This window comes from Pseudonocardia ammonioxydans (assembly GCF_900115005.1).
GTDB classification, from domain to species: Bacteria; Actinomycetota; Actinomycetes; order Mycobacteriales; family Pseudonocardiaceae; genus Pseudonocardia; species Pseudonocardia ammonioxydans.
The window spans coordinates 150,744-174,183 of record NZ_FOUY01000003.1 but is presented as its reverse complement, the minus strand read 5'-3'; the positions used below and the strand labels follow the sequence as shown (position 1 = coordinate 174,183).

The window sequence follows — 23,440 nt, the reverse complement described above, 5'->3', positions numbered from 1 at the left end:
TGGCAGATCCGTGCCGGACAGCGTGATCGACGACACCGGGAGGCGGTAGTGTCCGGATCGTCGAGTTCGATGTTGCCGACACTCCGGTCTGTCAGGGGGCTCCGTGCCGTTCACGCTGCGCGATCTGTGCGCCGACCGCAGACTCGGACTGCGGGCCGTGTGTTCCTCCGCGGATCTGGATCGACGTATCTCCTGGGTGCATTCCAGCGAGCTGCGCGACCCCACCCCGTACCTGGACGGCGGCGAGCTGCTGCTGACCACCGGGCTCGGTCCGGCGGGCGACCCGCAGCGCTACGTCGCCCGGCTGGCGCGGCACGGTCTGGCCGGGCTCGGCTTCGGCACCGGCCTCGGGCACGACGAGCACCTGCCGGCCGTCACCGACGCCTGCACCCGGGCGGGCCTGCCGCTGCTCGAGGTCCCGGAGCGGACGCCGTTCCTGGCACTGACCCGCGCGGTCACGGAGGCCCGCGCCGCCGAGCGCTTCGCCGAGGTCGTGCGCACCGATGAGGCCCAGCGGGCGCTCACCGCCGCCGCTCTCGGCGAGGACCGCGACGGCAGCACCGGGCGGGTACTGGACCGGCTCGCCGACCGGCTCGGGGCCTGGGTGCTGATCTCCGACGCCGACGACCGGGTCCGGCACGCCGCCCCGCCGCAGGCCTCCCCCCGGGCCGCGGCCCTCGCCGGCGAGATCGCCCGAGTGCGCGAGCACGCCGGGCCGTCCAGCGTCACGGTCTCCGCCGGCGGCGGGCAGGTGGTCCTGCAGCCGGTCCGCCTCGTCGGGCCCGCCGTGCTCGCGGTCGGCCGGGACCGGCGGTTCAGCCCGGTCGACCGTCAGGTCATCGGGTCCGCGGTCTCGGTGCTGACCCTGGCCCACGCCCGCAGCGCCGCCGCCGGGCGCGCCGAGCAGCGGCTGCGCACCGCGGTGCTGCGGGCCCTGGCCACGCTGCCCGGCTGCGGCGCCGAGGAGGTGCTGGCCGATACCTGGGGCCCGCTGCCCGACGGCGACCTGGTCGTCGTCGCGCTCGGCGGACGGCCCGCCCCGGGGCGCTCCGAGATCCTGCTCGACGCGCTCGAGCGCGCCTCGGCCGGCTTCCACGCCGAGCTGGACGGCCACGTCGCGGCCGTGGTCGGGGCGGACGCGGTGGAGCCGGTGCTCGCGCTGGCCGCCCGGGTCCGCGGCATCCGCGCCGGCATCTCCGACCCGGTGCCGGTGACCGGCCTCGGCCGGGCGCTGCGCGAGGCGGGCCGGGCTCTCGACGCGGCCGGCCGGCGGGACCGGGCGGTGCTGCGGTTCGCCGACCTGGCCGGCAGCGGGCTCGCCGCGCTCATGGCCCCGGAGGACGCCACCGCCTTCGCCGAGTCGGTGCTCGCTCCCCTGGTGCGGCACGACGCGCAGCGCCGGGGCGACCTGATCGGCTCGCTGCGCGAGTGGCTGGCCCACCACGGCCAGTGGGATCCGGCCGCGGGCCGGCTCGGGGTGCACCGGCACACGCTGCGCGCCCGGATCGAGAAGGCGGGCTCGCTGCTCGAGCGGGACCTCGACTCGCCGGGTGTGCGGGCCGAGCTCTGGTTCGCGCTGCACTCGCGGGAGGCCGGCGACCCCGCCCATCCGAGCTGAGCTTGACCTGAAGTGAGATCGAGCTTTTAGCGTGGTCCGGGAGCGGGCGGAAGGGCCGCCCGACGATCCCGAGGAGCGCACCCGTGTCCACCTCCGGCACCACCCTCACCGGCACCACCACCTCCGGCACTTCCGGCTCCGATACCACCGCCTCCGGTGTCACCGGCTCCGGTACCCGGACCGCCGCGGCGGCCGATGACGGCGGGCGCGACGGTCCCGTCCGGATCGCGGTGATCATCGGCAGCGTCCGCACCGGCCGGTTCGGGCCGACCGCGGCCCGCTGGTTCGCCGGGGAGCTCGCCGGGCGCGACGACGTCGTCACCGATGTGGTCGACCTGGCCGCGGCGACCCTCTCCCCCTCCCTCGACACGGCCGACGACGACCTGCGGCGCCGGCTCGACGCCGCCGACGCGTTCGTCGTCGTGACCCCGGAGTACAACCACTCCTATCCGGCCGGGCTCAAGTCCGCGATCGACGCGTTCCACGCCGAGTGGGCGGCCAAGCCGGTCGGGTTCGTCAGCTACGGCGGCCTGTCCGGCGGGATCCGCGCCGTCGAGCACCTGCGTACGGTGTTCGTGGAGCTGCACGGCGCGCCGGTGCGGGACGCGGTGAGCCTGCACGAGTTCTGGTCGCTGTTCGACGCCGACGGCCGCCTCACCGACGGCGGCGCCGGGGCGGCCGCCGCCCACGTGCTCGCCGGCCAGCTCGTCTGGTGGGGCCGCGCCCTGCGGAACGCCCGGGCGGCGCACGGCACGCCGGCCTGACCTGTCGGCTCCGGTACCCGCACCCCCGGGGGCCGCCCCGCCCCAGCTCTTGCTGCAGAGCTTGCCGGCCCTCGGTCCGGTACCCGCGCGCCCCCCGGGGCCGCTCGCCCCGGACCGCCGGCTCCCGGACCGCGGCCCAGGCAGCGCGGCTCCCGAGCCGGCCGGGACACGGCCCGGTCGGCGTCGCCGGAGCGCATCGCCGTCGGGCGTCCGCCGCGCCGGATGGCCGGTCGCGAGGCGGCCGGGCCGGGGCACACCGAGCCGGCTGCCGCCGCGCCCGGCCAGCCCGCCCCGGACGCCAGGGGGTGCGGCGCCGGTCCGGGCGATGCCGGTTCTGCCGGTGAGCCGGACCCGGGCCAGGCCGGTGGGCGCGGCGGCTGTGGGCTGTGGGCTGTGGGCTGTGGGCTGTGGGCTGTGGGCGACAGCGTGCACGTCGGGCCGGGCGTCGGCACCGAGCGGCACGTTCTCGCCCTCCAAGGGGCGACAGCGTGCATCTGGGCGGACCGCGGGTGGCGAGTGGCACGTTCTCGCCCTCGGACGGGCGCAAGCGCGCGTGTCACAGCACCAGGGCCCGACGATCAGCACGTTCTCGCCCGGTCCGGGGCGGAGCGCGGCCGGGTTCCGGCCGCTCCCCCGGCGGGCCGGGGGTCGTCGGTTCGTTGACGAAATGCCGGCGTCAACGAACCATTGACAACGAAGCAGTGACACCTAGGCATCGACACCTAGGCATCGACAACGAAGCGTGACCACAGCACCGCCGGCATGTCGACGCCGTACGGCTCGGCACGCACGCCGACCTGCGCCGCGCCCCTGGCGTAGTCGGTCACCTCGGCGGCGTGCAGCAAGGCCTCGGTCGGGATGCCGCCCCGGTGCAGGCAGGTGCCACACCCAGCTCGTCCTTCTCCACCAGGACGAGCTGGGCGACGCGCTACACGCAGGCGTAGCGGCCGGAACCCTCGCCCAGGACGACGAGGTCGACGCTGCGTCCGGCGGTCACAGGTCGGCCATCGCGGAGGCCGGGGACTCGACGGCGTCGGCGACGAACCGGAGGAACCCGCCCGCCGTGCCGCCGTCGCACACGCGGTGGTCGAACACCAGCGACAGCTGCACGATCTGCCGGGCGACGATCTCGCCGTCGACGACCCACGGGCGCGGCAGGATCCGGCCCATGCCGAGGATGGCGGCCTCGGGATGGTTGATGATCGCGGCGCTGCCGTCGACGCCGAGCACCCCGTAGTTGTTCAGGGTGAACGAGCCGCCGCTGAGCTCGGCCGCGGTCGCGGTGCCCGCGCGGGCCGCCGCGGTGAGCCTGCGGATCTCGCTGTCGAGGCCGCGCATGCCGAGCCGGTGCGCGTCCCGGACCGCGGGCACCACGAGTCCGCGGTCGGTCTGCGCGGCGATCCCGAGGTGGACGCCGTCGAGGTGGGTGATCTCGCCGCGTCCGGTGTCCACACGGGAGTTGAGCTCGGGGAAGCGGGCCAATCCGGCGACGACGAACCGGGCGACCATGGCGAGGACACCCGGTGCCGCACCACGCGCCCCGAGCTGCGCGCGCAGCTCCAGCAACGCGGTCGCGTCCACGTCCACCCAGGTGGTGGCCTCGGGGATCTCGGAACGGCTCCGCGACAGGGTCTCGGCGACGGCCTTGCGCAGGCCCGTGAGCGGGACGCGGGTGCGGATCGGGAGGCCGGTCCGGCGGTCCACGCCGTCCTCGGCGACGGGAGCCGGCGGTGCCGTCGGGCCCTGCTGTGTCGTCGGGCTCTGCTGTGTCGTCAGGCTCTGCTGTGTCGTCGGGGGCTGCTGTGTCGTCGGGGGCTGCTGTGTCGTCGGGCTCTGCGGAGCCGGCGGGCTCTGTGGCGCCGCGGCGGCCACGGCGGCCTCGACGTCCCGGCGGGTGATCAGGCCGGCCGGACCCGTCCCCGCCAGCGCAGCGAGGTCCACTCCCTCGAGCCGGGCGAGCCTGCGGACGATCGGCGAGATCACCGCGGGCCGGTCGCCGTTCCCCCGGGGATCCCGCGGGGCGGGGGCGGGCACCGCGGAGGTGGGAGCGGCGCCCCGGCGCCGGCGCCGGGACGACGGGGCACCGCCGGAGGTGCCGTACCCGATGAGGACGTTGCCCGACCCGGCCCGCTCCTCCTCCACGTAGGTCTGCTCCGCGGCGCTCGGCGTCTCCTCGGTGGTGGCAGCCTCCTCGGTGGTGACAGAGATGAGCGGCTCGCCGACGGCGAGCGTGGCGCCCTCCGCACCGTGCAGCTGAGCGACCACGCCGCCGAACGGCGAGGGCACCTCGACCATCGCCTTGGCCGTCTCGACCTCGGCGACGGGCGCGTCGACCGCGACCGTGTCACCGACCGCGACCAGCCACCGGACCAGCTCCGCCTCGGTGAGGCCCTCCCCCAGGTCGGGCAGGGTGAAGACCTGCGCGCTCACGCGGCGTCCTCCCAGTGCAGGGTGTCGACGGCGTCGAGGATCCGGTCGACGCCGGGCAGGAAGTGGCGCTCCAGCTTCGGAGCGGGATAGGGCACGTCGAACCCGGTGACGCGGCGCACGGGGGCCTCGAGATGGTGGAAGCAGCGCTCGGACACCCGCGCGGCGATCTCCGAGGCCACCGAGGCGAAGCCCGGTGCCTCGGCGACCACGACGGCGCGCCCGCTCCGGCGGACCTCGGCGGCGACCGTCTCGTCGTCGAACGGCACGATCGAGCGCAGGTCGAGCACGCCCAGGTCCCGCCCCTCGGTCGCGGCCTGCTCGGCGGCGGCCAGCGCCACGGGCACCGAGGGTCCGTAGGCGATCAGCGTCGCGTCCGCGCCGGGCCGGCGCACGACCGCGCGGCCGATCGGCGGCACCCCCGCGCCGACGTCGACCTCCTCCTTGGCGAAGTAGTGCTTCTTCGGCTCCAGGAACACGACCGGGTCCGGACTCTCGATCGCCGCCCGCAGCAGGCCGTAGGCGTCCGCGTTGGTGGCGGGGGCGACGACCGTGAGGCCCGGGGTGTGGGCGTAGTAGGCCTCGGAGGAGTCGCAGTGGTGCTCGACCCCGCCGATCCCCCCGGCGTAGGGGATCCGGATGACCATCGGCAGCCGCAGGGCGCCCCGCGTGCGGTTGGCCAGCTTCGCGACGTGGCTGGTGACCTGCTCGAAGGCCGGGAAGGCGAACGCGTCGAACTGCATCTCGACGACCGGGCGCATCCCGTTCATCGCCATCCCGACCGCCATCCCGACGATCCCGGACTCGGCCAGCGGGGTGTCGAAGCACCGCCGCTCACCGAAGTCGCGGTGCAGCCCGTCGGTCACCCGGAACACCCCACCGAGGGCGCCGACGTCCTCGCCGAACACCACCACCGCGTCGTCCGCGGTCAGGGCGTCGCGCAGCGCGGTGTTGAGGGCCTGCGCCATGGTCATCTTCGGCTCGGACATCAGGCCTCCTCGAACGCGAGCTCGGTCCGCAGGCCCGCACGTTGCTCGACCAGCTGGGGTGTGGGCGTGGCGTAGACGTGGGCGAACAGCTCCTCCGGGGCGACCGCCGCCTCGGCGCCCAGTCCGGCCCGGACGCCGGCGGCCATCTCCTCCGCCACCGCCGCGATCTCGTCCTCGCGGGCGTCGTCGAGGGCTCCCGCCGCCCTCAGGTAGGTCTGCACACGGCGCAGCGGGTCGCGGCCCACCCACTCGGCGACCTCGTCGTCGGTGCGGTAGCGGGTGGCGTCGTCGGCGTTGGTGTGCGACTCCATCCGGTAGGTGTCCGCCTCGACCAGCGTCGGGCCCTGCCCCGCCCGGGCGCGCGCCACGGCCTCGCCGAGGGTGTGGTCGAGGGCGACGAGGTCGTTGCCGTCCACGCGGACCCCGGGCATGCCGTAACCGATCGCCTTGGCCGCGAGCGAGGGCGCGACCGACTGGCGGGCCAGCGGCACCGAGATCGCGTACTTGTTGTTCTGCACGAGGAACACCACCGGCGCGGCGAAGACGGCCGCGAAGTTGCACGCCTCGTGGAAGTCGCCCTCGCTCGTCGCGCCGTCCCCGCACAGCGCCATCACCACGGTGTCCTCGCCGCGCAGCCGGGCGGCGTGCCCGACGCCGACGGCGTGCAGGAGCTGGGTGGCCAGCGGCGTGGCCTGCGGGGCGACCTTGTGCACGACCGGGTCGTACCCGCAGTGCCAGTCCCCGCGCAGCATGCTCAGCACCTCGACCGGGTCGACCCCGCGCGCGGCGATCGCCGCCGTGTCGCGGTAGGTCGGGAACAGCCAGTCCCCGTCGCCGAGCACGGACGCGCACGCCACCTGGCAGGCCTCCTGCCCGCGCGAGGACGGGTACACCGCCAGCCGGCCCTGGCGGACGAGCGCGCTCGCCTGCTCGTTCAGCCTGCGGGCGAGCACCAGCCGCCGATAGCCCTCGACCAGGGCACCGGTGTCGGGCGCCGGCACCCCCTCGACGAGCTCGCCGGTCTCCTCCAGCGCCCGGGCCACAGTGATGGCCTGCGCGAGCGGGTCGGCTGTCATCTGGACCTCCATCGGCACGACGTCGAGGCACGATCCTCGCGAGCCGAACGCCCATTCGGCTACGGTTGCGTGGAATTCCGAGACGACCGGACGAGACGAGTCGCTGTCGCGCAACGAGTGGCTCACCCGGCGCGCCGTACAGCGGGACGGGAGAGACGATTGGACGCCCCTCTGGACGCCGTCGACCACCGGATCGTCGCCGAGCTGCAGGCGGACGCCCGGCTGTCCGGCCGGGCGCTCGCCGAACGCGTCATGATCTCGCGGGCCAACGCCTACGCCCGCCTCGAACGCCTGGTCGCCGACGGCGTGATCACGGGCTTCTCCGCCCGGGTGGACCCCGCCAAGGTCGGCCTGACGACCTCGGCCTACGTGACGATGACGGTCCGGCAGAGCAACTGGCGGGACCTGCAGGAGCGGCTGCGGACGATTCCCGAGGTCCGGCACATGGCCCTGCTCGGTGGTGAGTTCGACGTGATGCTGCTCGTGCGGGCCGCGGGGAACGACGCGCTGCGCCGTGTGGTGCTCGAACAGCTCCAGGCGCTGCCCGGAGTGATCGCGACCCGCACCTTCCTGATCTTCGAGGACGCGGAGAACCTGCCCGCCCCGCCCCACCACTGACCCGTTGCGCGGGCCGCATCCGTCCTGGGACGCCTGTGCGGTGTCGGTGGTGCCAGGTGTGCCAGGATGATCCCGTGACCAGGTCGTGGGGGCGTCGGCCGCGGTGACCGACCGGTAGGCGTGGACGGGCATCGCATTCGTCGCGCTCGGTGCGCCCGGTGACCGCGACCGGGGCCGCGCTGCTGTTCGCGGCCGGGGTCGCCGCCGGGCTGATCGGCTCCGTGGCCGGCCTGGCGTCGCTGTTCTCCTACCCCGCGCTGCTGGCCGTCGGGCTCCCGGCGACGACGGCGAACGTCACCAACACCGTCTGCATGCTGTTCCTGGGAGCCGGCTCGGTCTCCGGGTCCCGGCCCGAGCTGCGCGGGGCCGGGCACCAGGTCCGGCGCTGGGTGCTGCCCGCACTGCTCGGCGGGGCCACCGGCGCCGGCCTGCTGCTGGTGACGCCGGAGGGCGGCTTCGAACGCATCGTGCCGTTCCTGGTCGCCGCCGCCTCGGTGCTGCTGCTCGTCCCGCCGCGCCCGGCCGCGACCCGCCGGCCCGGCGCGGGGGTCGCCCTCGGCGTCTTCGGGATCGCCATCTACGGCGGCTACTTCGGCGCCGCCGCCGGGGTCCTGATGCTGGCGCTGCTCGCCGCGCTGCCCGGGGCGACCCTGCTACGGGCCAACGCGCTGAAGAACGTCCTGACCTGGGCGGCGAACGCGATCGCCGCCGTCGGGTTCGCCGTGCTCGGTGACGTGGCCTGGGCTGCGGTCCCGGCACTCGCCCTCGGCCTGCTCCTCGGCGGGCGGCTCGGACCCGCCGTCGCCCGGCGGCTCCCGGGCCGAGCCCTGCGGGTCGCGATCGCGCTGGCCGGGATCGGCCTCGCGGTGCACCTGTTCGTCGATGCCTGGATGTGACGGCGTGGATGCGACCGCGTGGATGCGACCGCCTGGATGCGACCGCCTGGATGCGACCGCCTGGATCCGGCCGCCTGGATCCGGCCGCCTGGATCCGGCCGCCTGGATCCGGCCGCCTGGATGCGAGGGCCTGGCTGTGGCCAGCCCGTTTGTGACCGGCCCGCCGGCCCCCGACGGCCGCAGCGCCCGGCCACGGGCCGCCCGGCACGGCACGGACCGCTACTGGCGCTCGAACACCGCGGTGACCGGCCCGTCCGCCCGGTAGCCGTGCCGCTGCAGCCAGCCGTCCAGCTTGGACTGCACCGTGCGCAGCTCCGGACGCCGCTGCGGCTCGGTGCGCATCGCCTGCTTGAGCAGCGACAGGTGCGCCGTCCGGTTCGGCAGGTGGGTCAGCTTCGCCCCGGCCGCGGCCGCCCGCAGGCCGGCCACCGCGTCGCTCGACTCGCCCCGCGGCGGGTGACCGCTCAGCGCGAACGACACCGCGGCCGCGAGCTGCCAGCCGTCGGACGCCGGCGACGCCGGCTTGCCCGCCGCCGTCTCCGGGGCGAGGTAGTCCGGGGTACCGAGCACGTACCCGGTCTGGGTCAGGGTCGAGTCCCCCTGCTTGCGGGCGATACCGAAGTCGATCAGGTGCGGGTGCCCCTGCGGGTCGACGACGATGTTGCCCGGCTTGATGTCGCGGTGCAGCACCCCACCGCGGTGCGCGGTGTCCAGCGCGCCGGCGATCCCGGTCCAGATCCTGGCCGCGGAGATGTCGTCGACCGGGCCGCGCTCGCCGACCAGCTCGCCCAGCGACTTGCCGTCGACGTACTGCATGACGATGACCAGCCCGTCCATCCCCTGCAGCCCGGGGTCGGACGACGCGTGCAGCAGGTCGTAGATCTCCACGCAGCACGGGTGCCGCATGGAGCCGAGCGCGGCGGCCTCGCGGCGGATCCGCTCCTCGGTCTCCGGGTCGGCGGCGTGCGCGGACTTGACGGCGACGGTGTGGCCGAGCTTGGCGTCGTGGGCGAGCCAGACCCCGCCGAAGCCACCGGCCCCGAGCCGCTTGAGCAGCCGGAACCGCGGCCCGCGCGGCGGCGCTCCCGGAACGGGTGCGACGAGCGTCGGGTTGCGGGGCGGCCGGCCCGGGGGCGCCGGCGGCGGGTAGGGCCCGCCGGACGGTGGCCCGTGCGGGCGCAGCGGCCCGGCCGCGGGGTGCGCGGCGGGCCCGGTCGGGGGCCGGCCCGGGCCGCTCGGCGGGGCCGCGCCCGGCGGGCCGCCGTGGTAGGCCTGCGGCGGTCGCCCGCCCGGCCCGGGCCCGGGCGGCGGCGCGTGGAAGCCGGCGTACGGGGCGGACTGCGCGACCGGCGGCGCGCCGGCCGCCTGCTCCGCGCCCCGGCCGGCGGCGGTCCGTCCGGACAGCTCGACCGGGTGCTCCGGCTCGCGCCGGCCGAAGCGCTCGGCCAGCCGTTCGGCCACGCTCGGGGTCGCGGTGACCCGGCTCTGCGGGGCGACGCCGGTGCCGCTGCCCCGACCGGCCCGCGACGACCCCGTGCCCGCCTGCGGCGCAGCCGGCGACGCCCGCGACGAGCGCGCCTCCGCCCGCCCGGCACGGATCTGCTCGATCCGCGCCCGCGACGGGGCCGGGACCATCGGGACGACCAGCACGCCGGCGAGGCTCCCGCCGAGGATGCCCACCCACAGGTGCTCGGCGGTACCGGCCGGCACCGCCGCGGTGAGCACGATCAGCGAGAACAGCGACAGCCAGAAGAACTTGGCGGGCCAGCGCGGCCCGCGGCGCAGCGCGGTGCGGGCCTGGACCGCGACCAGCGCGACGGCCAGCAGCGGGACGACACCGAGCAGCGCCACCGCGGTCACCGAGGTGACGACGTCGCCGCCGCCGATGGAGCCCGCGACGCTGCCCCGACCCAGGTAGCTGCTCTGGGTGCCGACGATGTCGCAGGTGGTGACCCGGATCGAGCTCGTGGCCGCGGCGCTCAGCCCGGGGACCGCCTCACCCTGGGTGGCGAGCGAGAACGCGCCACCGGCGCCGAGGAACACGGCGAGCGGGAGCAGCCCCGCGGCGAGCACGCCCACGCCGCCGATCAGCACGGACTCGGCGGCGTTGTAGCCGGACGCCGAGCCGGACCCGATCCGGCGGCGCAGCAGCGCCACGGTCAGGGCCCCGGCGGTCGGCAGCAGACCGGTCAGCACCCCCAGGGCGGTGACCGACCATGCCCAGTCGCCGGGGCACGCGTCCGGGATCCCCAGACCCCGGATGCCGTCCAGTACCCCGGCGACGAGTGCCACCAGCGCATCCACGCTCGCACCGACCCCCCGTCACCGGTTCCGCGTCGCCGGGCGTGACCGCCCGGCCCCCCACTATGGCATCACCCGGAGGGCGGACCGCCGCGCGCACCGGGTAGCGACACCGATGAGCCGGTCGGGTGCGGGCGCGGCGGCGGGCCTACCGCAGGTACTGGTCCAGGTCGGTGTTGAACCGGTCGAGGAGCCCGGCGAGGGCGTCGCGGTCGGCGTCGGGCCAGTGTGCGATCACGTCGCGCAGCGGGGCCAGCCGGGCGGCGCGGACCTGCTCGCGGGCGGCCAGGCCGGCGGGCGTGAGCGTGACGCTCACCGAGCGCGGGTCACGCTCGTGCGGCGAGACGTCGACCAGCCCGGCCCGGGACAGCCGCGACACCTGGCGGCTGGCGGTGGGCTTGCTGACGCCCAGCTTGCCGGTGAGCGCGGTGAGCGAGAGCGAGCCCTCGTCGTCGAGCAGCATCAGCACCGGGTAGGTGTAGCGGTCGACGGCCTCGTTGGTGCCGTAGCCGTGCGCCCACACCGACTCCATGGTGCGCCGCACGAGCAGGGTGATCTGCTTCTCCAGCGAGTACAGCGACTCCTCGGCGGACGAGCGCCGGGGGCCGGTCGGGGCGTCGCGCTCGGCCGTGGCGACACCGCCACCGGTTCCGCCGTCGTCAATCGGGCCAATCGGACGTTCCGTCATGATTCGCATGCTACACACGTTGCGGACCGCAACATTGACGATCGCAATCACGTAAGCGGATCGAAAGGTTCCCGTCGGCCCGGCCGCCGCGGACTGCGCCGTCCGGCCGTGATCATCGTCAGCCGTTCGCCATGTTGCGTTACGCAACGATTAGCGATGCAATCGACTTCGCGGAGGATCTTCACCCAACCCACGAGGAGGCGCCCGTGTGCGGAATCTGCGGCTGGATCGACCACCGCCACGACCTCGGTGCGGACGAGCACGCCCGCACCCTGGCCGCGATGAACGAGACGATGGCCTGCCGGGGACCGGACCAGCAGGGCGTGTGGGCCGAGGGCCCGGCGGCGCTGTGCCACCGACGGCTGGCGGTCATCGACGTCGAGGGCGGCCGCCAGCCCATGTCGCTCGACGACGACGGCGAGCCGGCCCTGCACATCGTGTACTCCGGCGAGACCTACAACTTCCGTGAGCTCCGCGAGCAGCTCGCGGCCGCGGGCCACCGGTTCCGCACGGCCAGCGACACCGAGGTCGTGCTGCGCGCGCACCGCGAGTGGGGCCGGCGCGACCCGCGCGACGTCGCCCGGCGGCTCAACGGCATGTTCGCCTACGCCCTGTGGGACACCGCGACGCAGGAGCTCGTGCTGGTCCGCGACCGGCTCGGGATCAAGCCGCTCTACTACCTCCCCACGCCGCACGGGGTCCTGTTCGGCTCCGAGCCCAAGGCGATCCTGGCGAACCCGCTGGCCGACCGGACCGTCGACGCCGACGGGCTGCGCCGGGCGCTGGTGTTCGTCGCCGACCCGTCGAACGCGGTCTTCCGCGGGATGCGGGAGGTGCCGCCGGGCTGCATCGTGCGCATCGGGCGCAGCGGTGACAGCGGCTACGGCGGCTGCAGCGGTTGCAGGGAAGAGCGCTACTGGCAGCTCGCCGACACCGGGCACACCGACGACGTCGACACCACCGTCGGGCACGTCCGCGAGCTGCTCGAGGACACCGTCGAACGCCAGCTCTACTCCGACGTCTCGCTGTGCACGCTGCTCTCCGGCGGGCTCGACTCCTCGGCGCTCACCGCGCTGGCCGCCCGGCACGTGCCGGAACCGGTCCGCTCGTTCGCGGTCGACTTCGCCGGCCACGCCGACAACTTCACCGCCGACGACGTGCGCGGCACGCCGGACACGCCCTACGTGCACGAGGTGGCGAAGTGGGTCGGCACCGACCACCGCGACATCGTGCTGCGCACCGAGGACCTGATGGACCCGGCCGCGCGGGCCGCGACCCTGCACGCCCGTGACCTCCCGGCCGGCATCGGGGACATGGACACGTCGCTGTACCTGCTGTTCCGGGCCGTGCGGCAGGAGTCGACGGTGGCGCTGTCCGGGGAGTCGGCCGACGAGGTCTTCGGCGGGTACCGCGACTTCCACGACGCCGACACCATCGCCGCCGACACGTTCCCGTGGCTGGCCGGGCGGATGCTGAACCAGGACCAGCGCGATCCGGGGCTCTTCGACCAGGCGCTGTGGCGGGCCCTCGACGTACCCGGCTACGTCGAGGACCAGTACCGGGCCGCGCTCGCCGAGGTCCCGGAGCTGACCGGCCCGGCCGCCGACGATCCGCACGAGCGGCGGATGCGCGAGGTCTGCTACCTCTACCTCACGCGGTTCCTGCCGGTCCTGCTCGACCGCAAGGACCGGATGAGCATGGCCGTCGGGCTCGAGGTGCGGGTCCCGTTCTGCGACCACCGCCTGGTCGAGTACGTCTTCGGCACCCCGTGGGCGCACAAGACCTTCGACGGCCGGGAGAAGTCGCTGCTGCGCCACGCCACCACGGACCTCCTGCCGGAGTCGGTGGTGCAGCGGGTGAAGAGCCCGTACCCGTCGACGCAGGACGCGGGCTACGAGACCTCGCTGCGCGAGCGGGTGACCGCGATCCTCAACGAGGGCGACGACGCCCCGGTCGCGCCGCTGGTGGACCGCGCGGCGGTGCGGGCCCGGCTGGACGCCCCGGCCGGTCGCACCCCGATGGGCGAGCGGATGCAGCTGGAGCGGATGGTGGACCTGAACACCTGGATCCGTGACCTGGACGTCACGCTCGCCGTGTGACACGCCGGCCCCGGACGGGACCGGCGGAGAGGAGGACCCGTGGGACTGACCCGCCGTCCGGGGCCGCTGTCGTCGTACGCACCGGAGACGGTGAACTACGCGATCGACGGCCCGCCGCACAAGCTGCTGCTGCACCCGTTCCCGCGCCGGGTCCGCGCCGAGTTCGCCGGGCGGACCGTGCTCGACACCCGGCGCGGGTTCCTGCTGCACGAGTCGAACCTGCTGCCGGTGCTCTACGTGCCCGAGGAGGACCTCGACGCGGGCGTGCTCGTCCCGAGCGGGCACACCACGCACTGCCCGTTCAAGGGTGACGCGACCTACCGGTCGCTGCGGGCCGGGGACCGCACCCAGGACGACGCGGTGTGGACCTACCCCGAGCCGGTCGCGGCCGCCCAGTGGCTGCGCGGGCTCGCCGCGCTGTACTGGGGCGCCGCCGACGCCTGGTACGACGAGGACGAGCAGGTCTTCGCCCACCTCACCGACCCGTTCACCCGGGTCGACATCCGCCCGACCCGCCGCCACGTCGTCGTCACCCACACCGCGCCCGGTGGCACCCGCACCGTGCTCGCGGAGTCGGATGCGCCGGCCGTGCTGTCCGAGACCGGGCTGGGCAACCGCTGGTACCTGCCGCCCGCCGACGTCCGCACCGACGCCGTGGAGCTGGTGCCCAGCGAGACCCGCACCCGCTGCCCGTACAAGGGCGAGGCCCACTACGAGCACGCGGTCCTCGGTGACGGCACGACGCTGGCCGACGCGTTCTGGCACTACCCGGACCCGCTGCCGGAGTCGGCGCGGATCGCCGGGCTGCGCAGCGTGACCGACGGCCGGCGCGACGACGGCTCGGAGATCACCGTGACCGTGGACGGCGAGCCGGCCTGAGGTCCCGGGCCGTTCGGGCCCGGTCACGAGCGGTCGGGAGCGTCAGAGCGGGCTGTGGGCCACCTCGGCCCGCACCCGGTCGGCCGCGCCGGGCTCGGGTGAGACCGCGCGGACGTGCAGCACCGCGTCGAACGCCGCCGCCGCGGTGGGCACGGTGAGGTGCTGGAACGCCTTGGTGTCCACGCCGTCCGTCGTGCCCGGCGGCAGCCGCCGCAGGTCGGTGAGGTGCAGCGGCCCGAACCCGTCCATCAGGTGGTCCAGCGACCCGGGAGCGGCCCGCGGGGCGGGCACCACGACCGCGTCCTGCGGGACCAGCGGCTCGTCCGGGTCGGCTCGCAGCTCGATCACCTCGCCGCCGGCGAAGGTCGTCCCGACGACCACGACGTCGCCACCGAGGCGCGGGGCCAGCAGCGTCCCGAGCGACGGCGCGCCGAACACCGGCAGGCGCTGCACGTGCCCGTCGTGCGCGGCCACCACGACCCGGGCGTGCGGGCCCAGCTCGTCGAGCAGGCCGAGCACGGTGTCGGCCATCAGCTCGTCGCGCGGGTTGGAGTCCGGGGCGATCACCGGTCCGTCGGTCAGCCAGTCCGCCACCAGCGCGGCGCCGCGGGCGCACCGCAGCGCCACCGGGTCCCCCGCGGCGCGAGCGGGCAGTGCCCGGATCGCGGCCACCAGCCGGGCCCGGTCGGCCGGCGCGAGCGCCCGGAACCGGCGCAGGGCCCGCGACCGCGGGCACGTCGGCGCCCGGTCCCCGAGCGTGGCCAGCGCACGCAGCTCGTCGTCGCCGGGCTGCGGCGGCACCCGGTCCAGGCACTCGCGCACAGCGGGGCCGGGGTCGGTGCCGGACCCGGGCAGGTCCATCCCGGCCACCCGCACCCCGCCGTGGTCGCGCAGCCATCCCAGCTGGGCCCGGGTCGCCGGGTTGTCGCCGAGCCCGTGCCCCACCGCGTGCACGCCGAGCTCGGTGACCTCGCCCGGGCCGCCGGCGACCCACCGGTCCAGGGTCAGTCCCTCGGCGTAGCCGGACTCCAGCACGAGCACGGTGAACCCGAGGTGCCGCACCAGGAACCGGGTCAGCCGGTCGCGGGCCTGCAGGAACTCGTGCGCCAGGTGCGCGCTCTCGCCCAGGCAGACCACGCGCGCGTCGCCGACGATCCGGGCCAGCGCCTGCAGGTCGGTGTCGTCCGGATCCGCCGGTTCGAGGGTGCGCAGCGCGCTCACGGCATCCGGCGGCGGGTCACCGCGCTCACCCCGGCCCACGACCGCGGGACCTCAGTCCTCGTCGGGGACGATCAGGGCCTCCAGCGCGGGCAGCGCCGCCTCCAGGGCGTCCCGCTGCCCGGCGTCGAGCCGGTCCAGCCGGCGGGCGATCAGCGCGGTGCGCTGGTTGCGGACCTCGCGCAGCTTGGCCCGGCCGTCGTCGGAGACGGACACGAGCACACCGCGGGCGTCACCCGGGTCCGGGGCGCGCTGCACCATCCCCTGGTCGTCGAGGGCGGAGAGCACGCGCGACATCGTCGGGGCCGTCACGCCCTCGCGGCGGGCGAGCTCGGAGAGCCGCAGCGGACCGTGCTGCTCCACCGTGACCAGGGTGGACAGCTGCAGCGGCGGCAGCGACTCGCTGCCGTCGATCCGGATCCGCCGGTGCAACCGGCCCACCGCGAGGCGTAGCCGGGCCGCCACCTCGTCGTCGAGCGTCTCGAATCGGCTGCTCACCGCAGTGGCGGCGTCGGCACCGCCGGAGTTCCCACCCATCCGCACATGGTGCCAAAGAACTGCTGAGCAATGGCATCGGCCCCGGCGCGTGTCACAGTCGGTGTCCGACTCCCCCCTCGGAAGGAGCACCCCGTGTCCGACAGCAGCTCCGGGCCCGACCCCGTCGATCTCGCCGGCCGCCTCGTCGCCCTCGACACCTGCGGCGGTGGTGAACGGGCCGCCGCCGACCTGCTCGCGAACCTGCTCGACGACGGCGGGTTCGCCGTCGACGTCCGCGAGGAGCAGCCCGGCCGGGCCAACCTCGTCGCCCGCCGCGGCAGCAGCGCGCCCCCGACCACGCTGACCGGTCACCTCGACACCGTCCCGGCGGACCCGGCCGGCTGGTCGTTCGACCCGCACGCCGGTGACGTCGTCGACGGGCGGCTGCGCGGGCGCGGCACCACCGACATGAAGGCCGGGGTCGCCGCGATCACCGCCGCGGCCCTGCGCAGCGCCCCGGCGACCCCGCTGCAGCTGGTGTTCACCTTCGGCGAGGAGACCGGCTGCGACGGCGCCCGCACCCTGACCGGGCTGGAGCCCTCACCGTTGCTGGTGGTGGCCGAGCCGACGTCGAACCGGGTGCTGCACGGACACAAGGGTGTGCTGTGGCTGCGCCTGGTGCAGGACGGCGTCAGCGCGCACGGCTCGCGGCCCGACCTCGGACGGAACGCGCTCGTCGCGCTCGGCCGGGTCGCCGCCGCGCTGCACGACCACACCTGGCCCACCAGCAGCACGCACGGCCCGGCGACCTGCAACCCGGGCGTGTTCCGCGCCGGCACCCAGCCGAACCTGGTGCCCGACCACGCCGAGCTCGAGCTGGACCTGCGGCTGGTGCCCGGGGTGGACGCGGCCGCCGCCCGCGAGCAGGTCGAGACGATCGCCCGCGCCGCCGCGCCCGGGCCACAGCCGCGGGTCGAGGTGCTGGTCGACCTGCCCTCGGTCGCCACCGACCCGGCCGACCCGCGGGCCACGGCGGCCGCGCGGGCACTGGGCCACACCGGCCCGGGCGCCGGCGCGGCGTACGCGTCCTACTTCACCGACGCCTCGGTGCTGGCAGGGCTGCTCGGCGACCCGGCCGTGCTGGTGTACGGGCCGGGCGACCCGGAGCTCGCCCACGTGACCGACGAGACCTGCTCCGCGTCGAACATCGTGGAGTGCACGGAGGCGCTGACGCACCTGTGAGTGGTTTTCGCGGTCGGAGCCGCGAAAACCACTCACGGGTCACAGCTTCCGGAGCCGCACCCGTGTGACGTCGTGGTCCGCTCCCTTGGTCAGCACCAGGCTGGCCCGGGAGCGGGTCGGCAGGATGTTCTGCTCCAGGTTCGGCGCGTTGATCGACGACCAGATCGTCTCGGCGCGGGCGACGGCGGCGTCGTGGTCCAGCTCGGCGTAGCGCCGGAAGTAGGACTGCGGGTCGCGGAACGCGGTCTCGCGCAACCGCAGGAACCGTTCCACGTACCAGCGCCGCACGTCCGCGGTGGCGGCGTCGACGTAGACCGAGAAGTCGATGAAGTCCGACACGGTCAGCGCCCCCGCCACCGCGGGCTGCAGCACGTTCAGCCCCTCGATGATCAGGATGTCGGGGCTGCGCACGACCAGCCGCTCGTCCGGGACGATGTCGTAGACCAGGTGGGAGTAGACCGGTGCGGTGACCTCCGGCCGGCCTCCTTTGATCTCCGAGACGAACCGCAGCAGCTTGCGGCGGTCGTAGGACTCGGGGAAGCCCTTGCGCTCCATCAGCCCGCGCTGCTGCAGCTCGGCGTTCGGGTAGAGGAACCCGTCGGTGGTGACGAGCTGGACGTTCGGGTGCTCCGGCGAGCGGGCCAGCAGCAGCCGCAACAGGCGCGCCGTCGTCGACTTGCCGACCGACACCGACCCGGCGATGCCGATCACGAACGGGGTCCGGGCGTTGGCCGCGCCGAGGAAGCGGCGGTAGGCGCGGTAGAGCCGTCCCCCTTCCTCGACGTGCAGGTTGAGCAGCCGCGACAGCGGCAGGTACACCTCGCGGACCTCGTCGAGGTCGACGAAGTCGCCGAAGCTGCGCAGCTGGTCGAGCTCCTCGGCCGAGAGCGGCACCCGGGTCGAGGAGGCGAGCTGTGCCCACGAGGCCCGGTCGAAGTCGACGAACGGTGACGCGCTGCCCTTGGCCAGCCCGGACGGCTTGCGTCCCCGGTAGTACGGGGTCGAGGCCGCCGCCGTCACGGTGCCACCGACGTCGGCGCGTGCCGGTCGGCCCGGGCCGGGCCGGGCAGGGGCTCGCGGGCGGAGGGCGTCGTCGCCGTGGTCATGGCAGACCAACCTAGACCCCGTACCGGGGGCACGGACCGTGAGATCACTCGCAGCTCCGGCGCGCGGGACCACCCGTCCGGCCGTATCGTCGCCCCCGGCCGTATCCGTCCGCATCGATCCAGGAGAGCCTCCCGGTGTCCGTCGTCCTCGCGTTGCTCGGCCTGCTCGCGGTGGTGGCCCTGACGCTGGGCACGGCGGTCTCGGTGGCCTCGGAGTTCTCGCTGACGGCGCTGGAGCGCAGCCGGATCGACGCCGCCGTCGCCCGCGACGACGACCGCCGCACCCGCGCGCTGCGCGACGCCCACGCGACGCTGTCGTTCCAGCTCTCCGGCTGCCAGCTGGGCATCACCGCCACCACACTGGCGACCGGTTACATCGCCGAGCCGGCGATCGCGCAGCTCATCGCACCGGTGCTCGGGGCGGCCGGGCTGCCCGCCGGCTGGGCCTCCGGGACGGCGACCGTGCTGGCCCTGGTCGTCGCGACGGCCCTGTCGATGGTGTTCGGCGAGCTGGTGCCGAAGAACCTGGCGATCGCCCACCCGCTCGAGGTCGCCCGCGCGGTGGTGTGGCTGCAGGCCGGGTTCGCCCGGATCTTCCGGCGGCTGATCACCGGACTGAACGGCGTGGCGAACGCGATCGTGCGCCGCCTCGGCGTCGAACCGGCCGAGGAGCTGCGCTCGGCCCGCTCCCCCGGCGAGCTGAGCTCGCTGGTCCGGGCCAGCGCCGAGAGCGGCAGCCTCGACGCCGCGACCGCGACCCTGCTGGACCGCTCGCTGCGCTTCACCGACCGGGTCGCCGAGGACCTGATGACCCCGCGGGTGCGGGTGGCGACGATCGACGGCGACGACAGCGTGTCCGAGCTGATCGCGCTGGCCCGCCGGTCCGGGTTCTCCCGGTTCCCGGTCGTCGACGGCGACCCGGACCTGCCGCTGGGGCTGGTGCATGTCAAGCAGGCGTTCGCGGTGCCTGCGGACCGGCGGCCGTCGACACCGGTGCGCGAGCTGGCCCGGCCGCTGGAGACCGTCCCGTCGTCGCTGGACGGCGACGAGCTGATGACCCGGCTGCGCGCGGCCGGGCTGCAGACCGCGGTGGTGGTCGACGAGTACGGCGGCACCGCGGGCCTGGTGACGATGGAGGACCTGATCGAGGAGATCGTCGGTGACGTCCGCGACGAGCACGACCGGCCCGAGCAGAGCCCGGTCCGCCGGCTCCGCGACGGCGTGTGGGCGCTGTCCGGGCTGATGCGGACCGACGAGGTCGAGCGGGCCACCGGGGTGCGGCTGCCCGAGGGCGACTACGAGACGCTGGCCGGGCTGGTCAACGCCGGCCTCGGGCGCATCCCCGACGTCGGCGACCGGCTGGTCGTGGACGGCCGGGCGCTGACCGTGCTGCGCCGCGACCGCAACCGGGTGGCCGAGATCCGGCTGCACCGCTCGGCGGGCCAGGAGGCGCCGGTATGAGCACCGACCTGGCGGCACTGCTCGCCGCGCTCGCGCTGCTCGGGGCGAACGCGTTCTTCGTCGGCGCCGAGTTCGCGCTGATCTCGGCCCGCAAGGACCGGCTGGAGGCGATGGCCGAGGCGGGGTCGGCCGGGGCGCAGCGGGTGCTGCGCGCCGCGCACGACCTGTCCCGGATGCTGGCCGCCTCGCAGCTGGGCATCACGATCGCCTCGCTGCTGCTCGGCCGGCTGGGCGAGCCCGCGGTGGCGCACCTGATCGACGGCCCGCTGGCCGCGGCCGGGATCCCGGATGCGGTGGCGTTCCCGATCGCGTTCGCGGTGTCGCTGGTGGTGGTCGTCGTCGCGCACATGCTGCTCGGCGAGATGGTGCCCAAGAACATCTCGATCGCCGGCCCCGAGCGCGCGGCGATGCTGCTGGTCCCGCCGTTCCTGGTGTGGACGGCGATCGCCCGCCCGTTCATCGACCTGTTCAACTTCCTGGCCAACGGCACGCTGCGGCTGGTGGGGGTCACGCCGAAGGACGAGCTGGAGACGGCGTACACCACCGGCGAGCTGTCGGAGATGATCGACGACTCACGGCGCGAGGGCCTGCTCGACGACGAGGAGTCGACCCGGCTCGCGCGCACTCTCGCCTCGGCCGAGTCGACGGTGGCCGACGTCGTCGTCGCACTCGACGACCTGGTCTGCCTCCCCGCCGACCCGACCGTGCGGGACCTCACCGAGGCCGTGGAGCGCACCGGGTACTCGCGGTTCCCGATCCGCGGCGCGCGCGGGCGGCTCACCGGGTACCTGCACGTCAAGGACGTGCTCGACCTGGCGGGGGCCGGGTCGGCGGTGATCCCGCCGCAGCGGGTCCGCGGGCTGCCCGCGGTGCCGGTCGCGGCCCGGCTCGACGAGGCGCTCGCGACCCTGAGCAGCGGTCGCGCGCACCTGGCCCGGGCGGTCGACGCCCGCGGCGACACCGTCGGGGTGGTGGCGATGGAGGACGTGACCGAGGCGTTCGTCGGGACCGTCCGGGACGCCACCCACGCGCCGGGGACACCGGCCTGAGCTCCTACCCGTGGGCGAAGCCGGTGCCGGTGCGGTCGAGCGGGTCGGGCTCGAGGCCGAGGTGGGTGCGGCGCAGCGCGTCCCAGGCGGCGAGCCGGTCGTAGCGCGGCTCGGGCAGGATCTGCTGGAGGTCGTCGAGGAACGGGCCGGGCAGCATGACGGTCAGCTGCTGGTCGCCGACGCCGTTGAACAGCCGGATCCCCCAGGACGTCGGCGCCCCGTCCGAGATCCGGCGGTAGAACTCGGCCCGGGCGCACCGGCGCTGCCTGCCCAGCTCCGGTCCGCTCGCGGTGTGCTCGCCGATGCAGATGTGGAAGTGCCAGCGTCCGAAGTCGATGGTCGCGTAGCCGTCGTAGGTGCTGATCCGCTTCGGCGCGTTGGGGGCGGCCACCTCCAGCGCCGAGCCCGGGATGAGCACGCCGAAGAAGATGTGCTCCCAGTGGTCGGTGAACACGTCGGTGAGCAGCGCGAGCAGCGACTGCTCGTCGGTGGGCACCGGCCAGACGTGCAGCAGGCCGTTGCCGGGCTCGTCGACGACCTGCGGTTCGGTGGCGGGCGAGGCGGTCATGGTTCCTCCACTGGCTCCCCGACCGGGTGGTGGCCCCGGTCGTGATCTCGATCCGGCTCGCCCCCGGTGGGGGGCACCGGTGCGGGCCGTGTACGCGGCCCGGGCGCGCGGGCCCCGGAGCGCCCGGGTGGGGTCTCGGCCAGGGCGCAGTCGGCGCAGTGTCCCCCGGCCGCGGTGCGGTAGTACAGGCAGCAGGACCGGCGCCGGAACGGCGGCGTCGCCCCCGGGGCCGCGAGCGTGCCGGTGCCGGCCAGCGGCGGCCGCGCCAGCAGGTGCTCGACGACGGCGCGTACCCGGCTCGCCGCGTCCGGGGCCAGGTGGGTCTCGAGCATGCGCAGCGCCCCGGCCAGCGCCGAGGCGACGTTGCCCCACAGCAGGCCGGGCGTGACCGGGCAGCTCCGGCGCAGCGCGTCGATCATCGGGGCGAGGTGGGCGTCGAGCAGCCGCTCCCCGACCCGCTCGGCCAGCTCCGCGGCCGGGAGCCGCTCGGCGCCGGCCCAGCCCCCGGGGCGTGCGGACCGCAGCCCGGCCGCCTCGCCGAACCGGTTCTGCACGGCGAGGTCGCCGGGATCGAGGTCGAGCAGGATCCCGCGGGCCGCCGCGGCCAGCATCGGCGAGGCCAGCCGGGCCGCCAGCCCGAGCTGGAACACCGACACCGCCACCCGGGGCTCGTCGTTCCCCAGCCGCCGGCCGACGGCCTCGAGCAGGTCGTCCGGCGCCCCGGAACCGCCCCGGTAGAGCTCGGCCAGCGGCCACCAGCCTGCCGGGTCGGCGTCGTCGTGACCGCACTCGACGGCGAACCAGGCCCCGACCGACGCCGCGGCGCGCAGGCAGGCGGCGACGTCCGGCGCCGCGGCCCGGTACAGCGCCCAGCCGCCGGGCGGACGCCGGTCGTGCTCCTCGCGGGCCCACTGCGCCAGCGCGGTCCAGTCCGGCAGGTGGGTGGCACGCCCGTCCACCCCCGCCAGGAACCCGGAGCAGGTCGCCGTGACGGCGATGTCGGCGGATCCGGGACCGGCGGGACTCCCCGCACCGGCTGGACTCCCCGCACCGGCCGGACTCCCCGCACCGGCCGGGTTCGCAGTCACGACCGTCCAGCCCTGGCGGCGCAGCGCCCGGGTGACCAGCGGCGCGCGATCCGCAGGCGCGTCGACGTGTGCGGTCGCGGTGACCGGGCCGGTGAGCGCGAAACCGCCCGAGCGCGGGTCGAACGCCAGGTCGGCGGTGTCGAACACGGTCGCGACCGCCCCGTCGGCGATCAGCTGTTCGGGCCCGCCGGTGTGCAGCCGGCGATCCCGGTCGATCAGCCAGACGTGGTCGGCCAGGCGCAGTGCGAGCTCGAGGTCGTGGGTGGAGAGCAGCACGCAGAGCTCGTGCTCGCGCGCCAGCCGGCGCAGCAGCCCCAACAGCTCGACCCGCGACGTCGCGTCGAGGAACGCACCGGGCTCGTCGAGCAGCAGCGCCGAGGGGTGCTGGGCCAGTGCCCGGGCGGTGAGCACCCGCTGGCGTTCCCCGTCGGACAGCTCGGTGACCCGCCGCGCGGCCAGGTGCTCCGCGTCGACCGCGGTGATCGCCGCGTCCACGGCGGCGTGGTCCTCGGCGCGCAGGAACCCGCCCGAGCCGGTGTGCGGGTGCCGGCCGAGCTCGACCAGCTCCCGGGCCGAGAGCAGCCCGGCCTCGACCCGCTCGGTGAGCACGACCGCCAGCTGCTGCGCGCGGTCCGCGGGCCGCATCCGCGGCAGGTCCGCCCCGTCGAGGGTGACGGACCCGCCGAGCGGGGGCTGCAACCCGGCGACGGTGCGCAGCAGCGTCGACTTGCCCACGCCGTTCGGGCCGAGCAGCACGGTCAGCTCCCCGCGGGCGGCCCGCGCCACCTGGCCGGACAGCACCGGCGTGACCCGGCGCCTGCCCGCCCGGTAGCCGACGGTCAGCTCGTCCAGCCGCAGTCCGTCCGAGGCACTCAT

At 75.4% G+C, this 23,440-nt stretch carries 19 protein-coding genes; 9 read left to right on the top strand and 10 right to left on the bottom strand.

Features of this window, described 5'->3' with window-relative positions; genetic code table 11:
* Window positions 1-103 precede the first annotated feature (103 nt).
* A complete protein-coding gene (locus BM093_RS37835; RefSeq protein WP_093337879.1) occupies window positions 104-1,618 on the top strand; it encodes a PucR family transcriptional regulator in 1,515 nt (504 codons plus the stop codon).
* A gap of 83 nt (window positions 1,619-1,701) precedes the next feature.
* The gene (locus tag BM093_RS05065; RefSeq protein WP_093337875.1) at window positions 1,702-2,382 is read left to right on the top strand and encodes an NADPH-dependent FMN reductase; all 681 of its coding nucleotides are present in this window, start codon (window positions 1,702-1,704) and stop codon (window positions 2,380-2,382) included.
* A gap of 993 nt (window positions 2,383-3,375) precedes the next feature.
* On the opposite strand, the gene BM093_RS05060 is transcribed toward BM093_RS05065, so the two are convergent.
* Genes BM093_RS05060 through pdhA form a run of 3 tightly spaced genes read right to left on the bottom strand, consistent with a single transcriptional unit; the run spans window position 3,376 to window position 6,874 of the window.
* Window positions 3,376-4,812: a dihydrolipoamide acetyltransferase family protein gene (locus tag BM093_RS05060; RefSeq protein ID WP_093337872.1), complete on the bottom strand. Its 1,437-nt coding sequence runs from the start codon at window positions 4,810-4,812 to the stop codon at window positions 3,376-3,378.
* Window positions 4,809-5,798, bottom strand: a complete 990-nt coding sequence (locus tag BM093_RS05055; protein ID WP_177238273.1) for an alpha-ketoacid dehydrogenase subunit beta — start codon at window positions 5,796-5,798, stop codon at window positions 4,809-4,811. The genes BM093_RS05060 and BM093_RS05055 overlap by 4 nt, the downstream gene beginning before the upstream one ends.
* Window positions 5,798-6,874: a pyruvate dehydrogenase (acetyl-transferring) E1 component subunit alpha gene (gene pdhA / locus BM093_RS05050; protein WP_093338125.1), complete on the bottom strand. Its 1,077-nt coding sequence runs from the start codon at window positions 6,872-6,874 to the stop codon at window positions 5,798-5,800. Before pdhA ends, BM093_RS05055 begins: the two co-directional genes overlap by 1 nt.
* A 159-nt stretch (window positions 6,875-7,033) precedes the next feature.
* On the opposite strand from pdhA, the gene BM093_RS05045 reads away from it, so the two are divergent.
* Both BM093_RS05045 and BM093_RS05040 read left to right on the top strand, forming a co-directional pair.
* Window positions 7,034-7,492: an Lrp/AsnC family transcriptional regulator gene (locus tag BM093_RS05045; protein WP_093337870.1), complete on the top strand. Its 459-nt coding sequence runs from the start codon at window positions 7,034-7,036 to the stop codon at window positions 7,490-7,492.
* A gap of 158 nt (window positions 7,493-7,650) precedes the next feature.
* The gene (locus BM093_RS05040; RefSeq protein WP_177238272.1) at window positions 7,651-8,388 is read left to right on the top strand and encodes a sulfite exporter TauE/SafE family protein; all 738 of its coding nucleotides are present in this window, start codon (window positions 7,651-7,653) and stop codon (window positions 8,386-8,388) included.
* Between the two features lie 219 nt (window positions 8,389-8,607).
* Here BM093_RS05040 and BM093_RS05035 read toward each other — a convergent pair whose 3' ends face one another.
* Together BM093_RS05035 and BM093_RS05030 are read right to left on the bottom strand one after the other, a co-directional pair.
* Window positions 8,608-10,692, bottom strand: coding sequence for a serine/threonine-protein kinase (locus BM093_RS05035; protein ID WP_143105262.1), 2,085 nt, complete (start codon window positions 10,690-10,692; stop codon window positions 8,608-8,610).
* A gap of 145 nt (window positions 10,693-10,837) precedes the next feature.
* Window positions 10,838-11,377, bottom strand: coding sequence for a MarR family winged helix-turn-helix transcriptional regulator (locus BM093_RS05030; protein WP_177238271.1), 540 nt, complete (start codon window positions 11,375-11,377; stop codon window positions 10,838-10,840).
* A 206-nt stretch (window positions 11,378-11,583) separates the two neighbouring features.
* Between BM093_RS05030 and asnB the strand changes: the two genes are divergently transcribed.
* Both asnB and BM093_RS05020 read left to right on the top strand, forming a co-directional pair.
* Window positions 11,584-13,476 (top strand): asparagine synthase (glutamine-hydrolyzing), encoded by a 1,893-nt coding sequence (gene asnB / locus BM093_RS05025; RefSeq protein ID WP_177238270.1) that lies wholly within the window; start codon window positions 11,584-11,586, stop codon window positions 13,474-13,476.
* Between the two features lie 39 nt (window positions 13,477-13,515).
* Entirely contained in the window at window positions 13,516-14,355 is an 840-nt protein-coding gene (locus BM093_RS05020; protein WP_093337859.1) for a DUF427 domain-containing protein, read from the top strand.
* Between the two features lie 42 nt (window positions 14,356-14,397).
* On the opposite strand, the gene BM093_RS05015 is transcribed toward BM093_RS05020, so the two are convergent.
* Window positions 14,398-15,576, bottom strand: coding sequence for an erythromycin esterase family protein (locus tag BM093_RS05015; RefSeq protein WP_177238269.1), 1,179 nt, complete (start codon window positions 15,574-15,576; stop codon window positions 14,398-14,400).
* A 51-nt stretch (window positions 15,577-15,627) separates the two neighbouring features.
* Window positions 15,628-16,110, bottom strand: coding sequence for a MarR family winged helix-turn-helix transcriptional regulator (locus tag BM093_RS05010; protein WP_093338117.1), 483 nt, complete (start codon window positions 16,108-16,110; stop codon window positions 15,628-15,630).
* A 93-nt stretch (window positions 16,111-16,203) separates the two neighbouring features.
* On the opposite strand from BM093_RS05010, the gene BM093_RS05005 reads away from it, so the two are divergent.
* The gene (locus BM093_RS05005; RefSeq protein ID WP_245773306.1) at window positions 16,204-17,292 is read left to right on the top strand and encodes a M20 family metallopeptidase; all 1,089 of its coding nucleotides are present in this window, start codon (window positions 16,204-16,206) and stop codon (window positions 17,290-17,292) included.
* A 39-nt stretch (window positions 17,293-17,331) separates the two neighbouring features.
* Here the strand turns inward: BM093_RS05005 and coaA are convergent, their stop codons facing one another.
* Window positions 17,332-18,261, bottom strand: coding sequence for a type I pantothenate kinase (gene coaA / locus BM093_RS05000; RefSeq protein WP_177238282.1), 930 nt, complete (start codon window positions 18,259-18,261; stop codon window positions 17,332-17,334).
* 272 nt (window positions 18,262-18,533) lie between these two features.
* Between coaA and BM093_RS04995 the strand changes: the two genes are divergently transcribed.
* Together BM093_RS04995 and BM093_RS04990 are read left to right on the top strand one after the other, a co-directional pair.
* Window positions 18,534-19,859: a hemolysin family protein gene (locus tag BM093_RS04995; RefSeq protein ID WP_093337848.1), complete on the top strand. Its 1,326-nt coding sequence runs from the start codon at window positions 18,534-18,536 to the stop codon at window positions 19,857-19,859.
* The gene (locus BM093_RS04990) at window positions 19,856-20,908 is read left to right on the top strand and encodes a hemolysin family protein (protein WP_093337845.1); all 1,053 of its coding nucleotides are present in this window, start codon (window positions 19,856-19,858) and stop codon (window positions 20,906-20,908) included. Before BM093_RS04995 ends, BM093_RS04990 begins: the two co-directional genes overlap by 4 nt.
* A gap of 4 nt (window positions 20,909-20,912) precedes the next feature.
* Here BM093_RS04990 and BM093_RS04985 read toward each other — a convergent pair whose 3' ends face one another.
* Window positions 20,913-21,476, bottom strand: coding sequence for a DUF7676 family protein (locus tag BM093_RS04985; protein WP_093337842.1), 564 nt, complete (start codon window positions 21,474-21,476; stop codon window positions 20,913-20,915).
* Entirely contained in the window at window positions 21,473-23,440 is a 1,968-nt protein-coding gene (locus tag BM093_RS04980; RefSeq protein WP_093337839.1) for an ATP-binding cassette domain-containing protein, read from the bottom strand. The genes BM093_RS04985 and BM093_RS04980 overlap by 4 nt, the downstream gene beginning before the upstream one ends.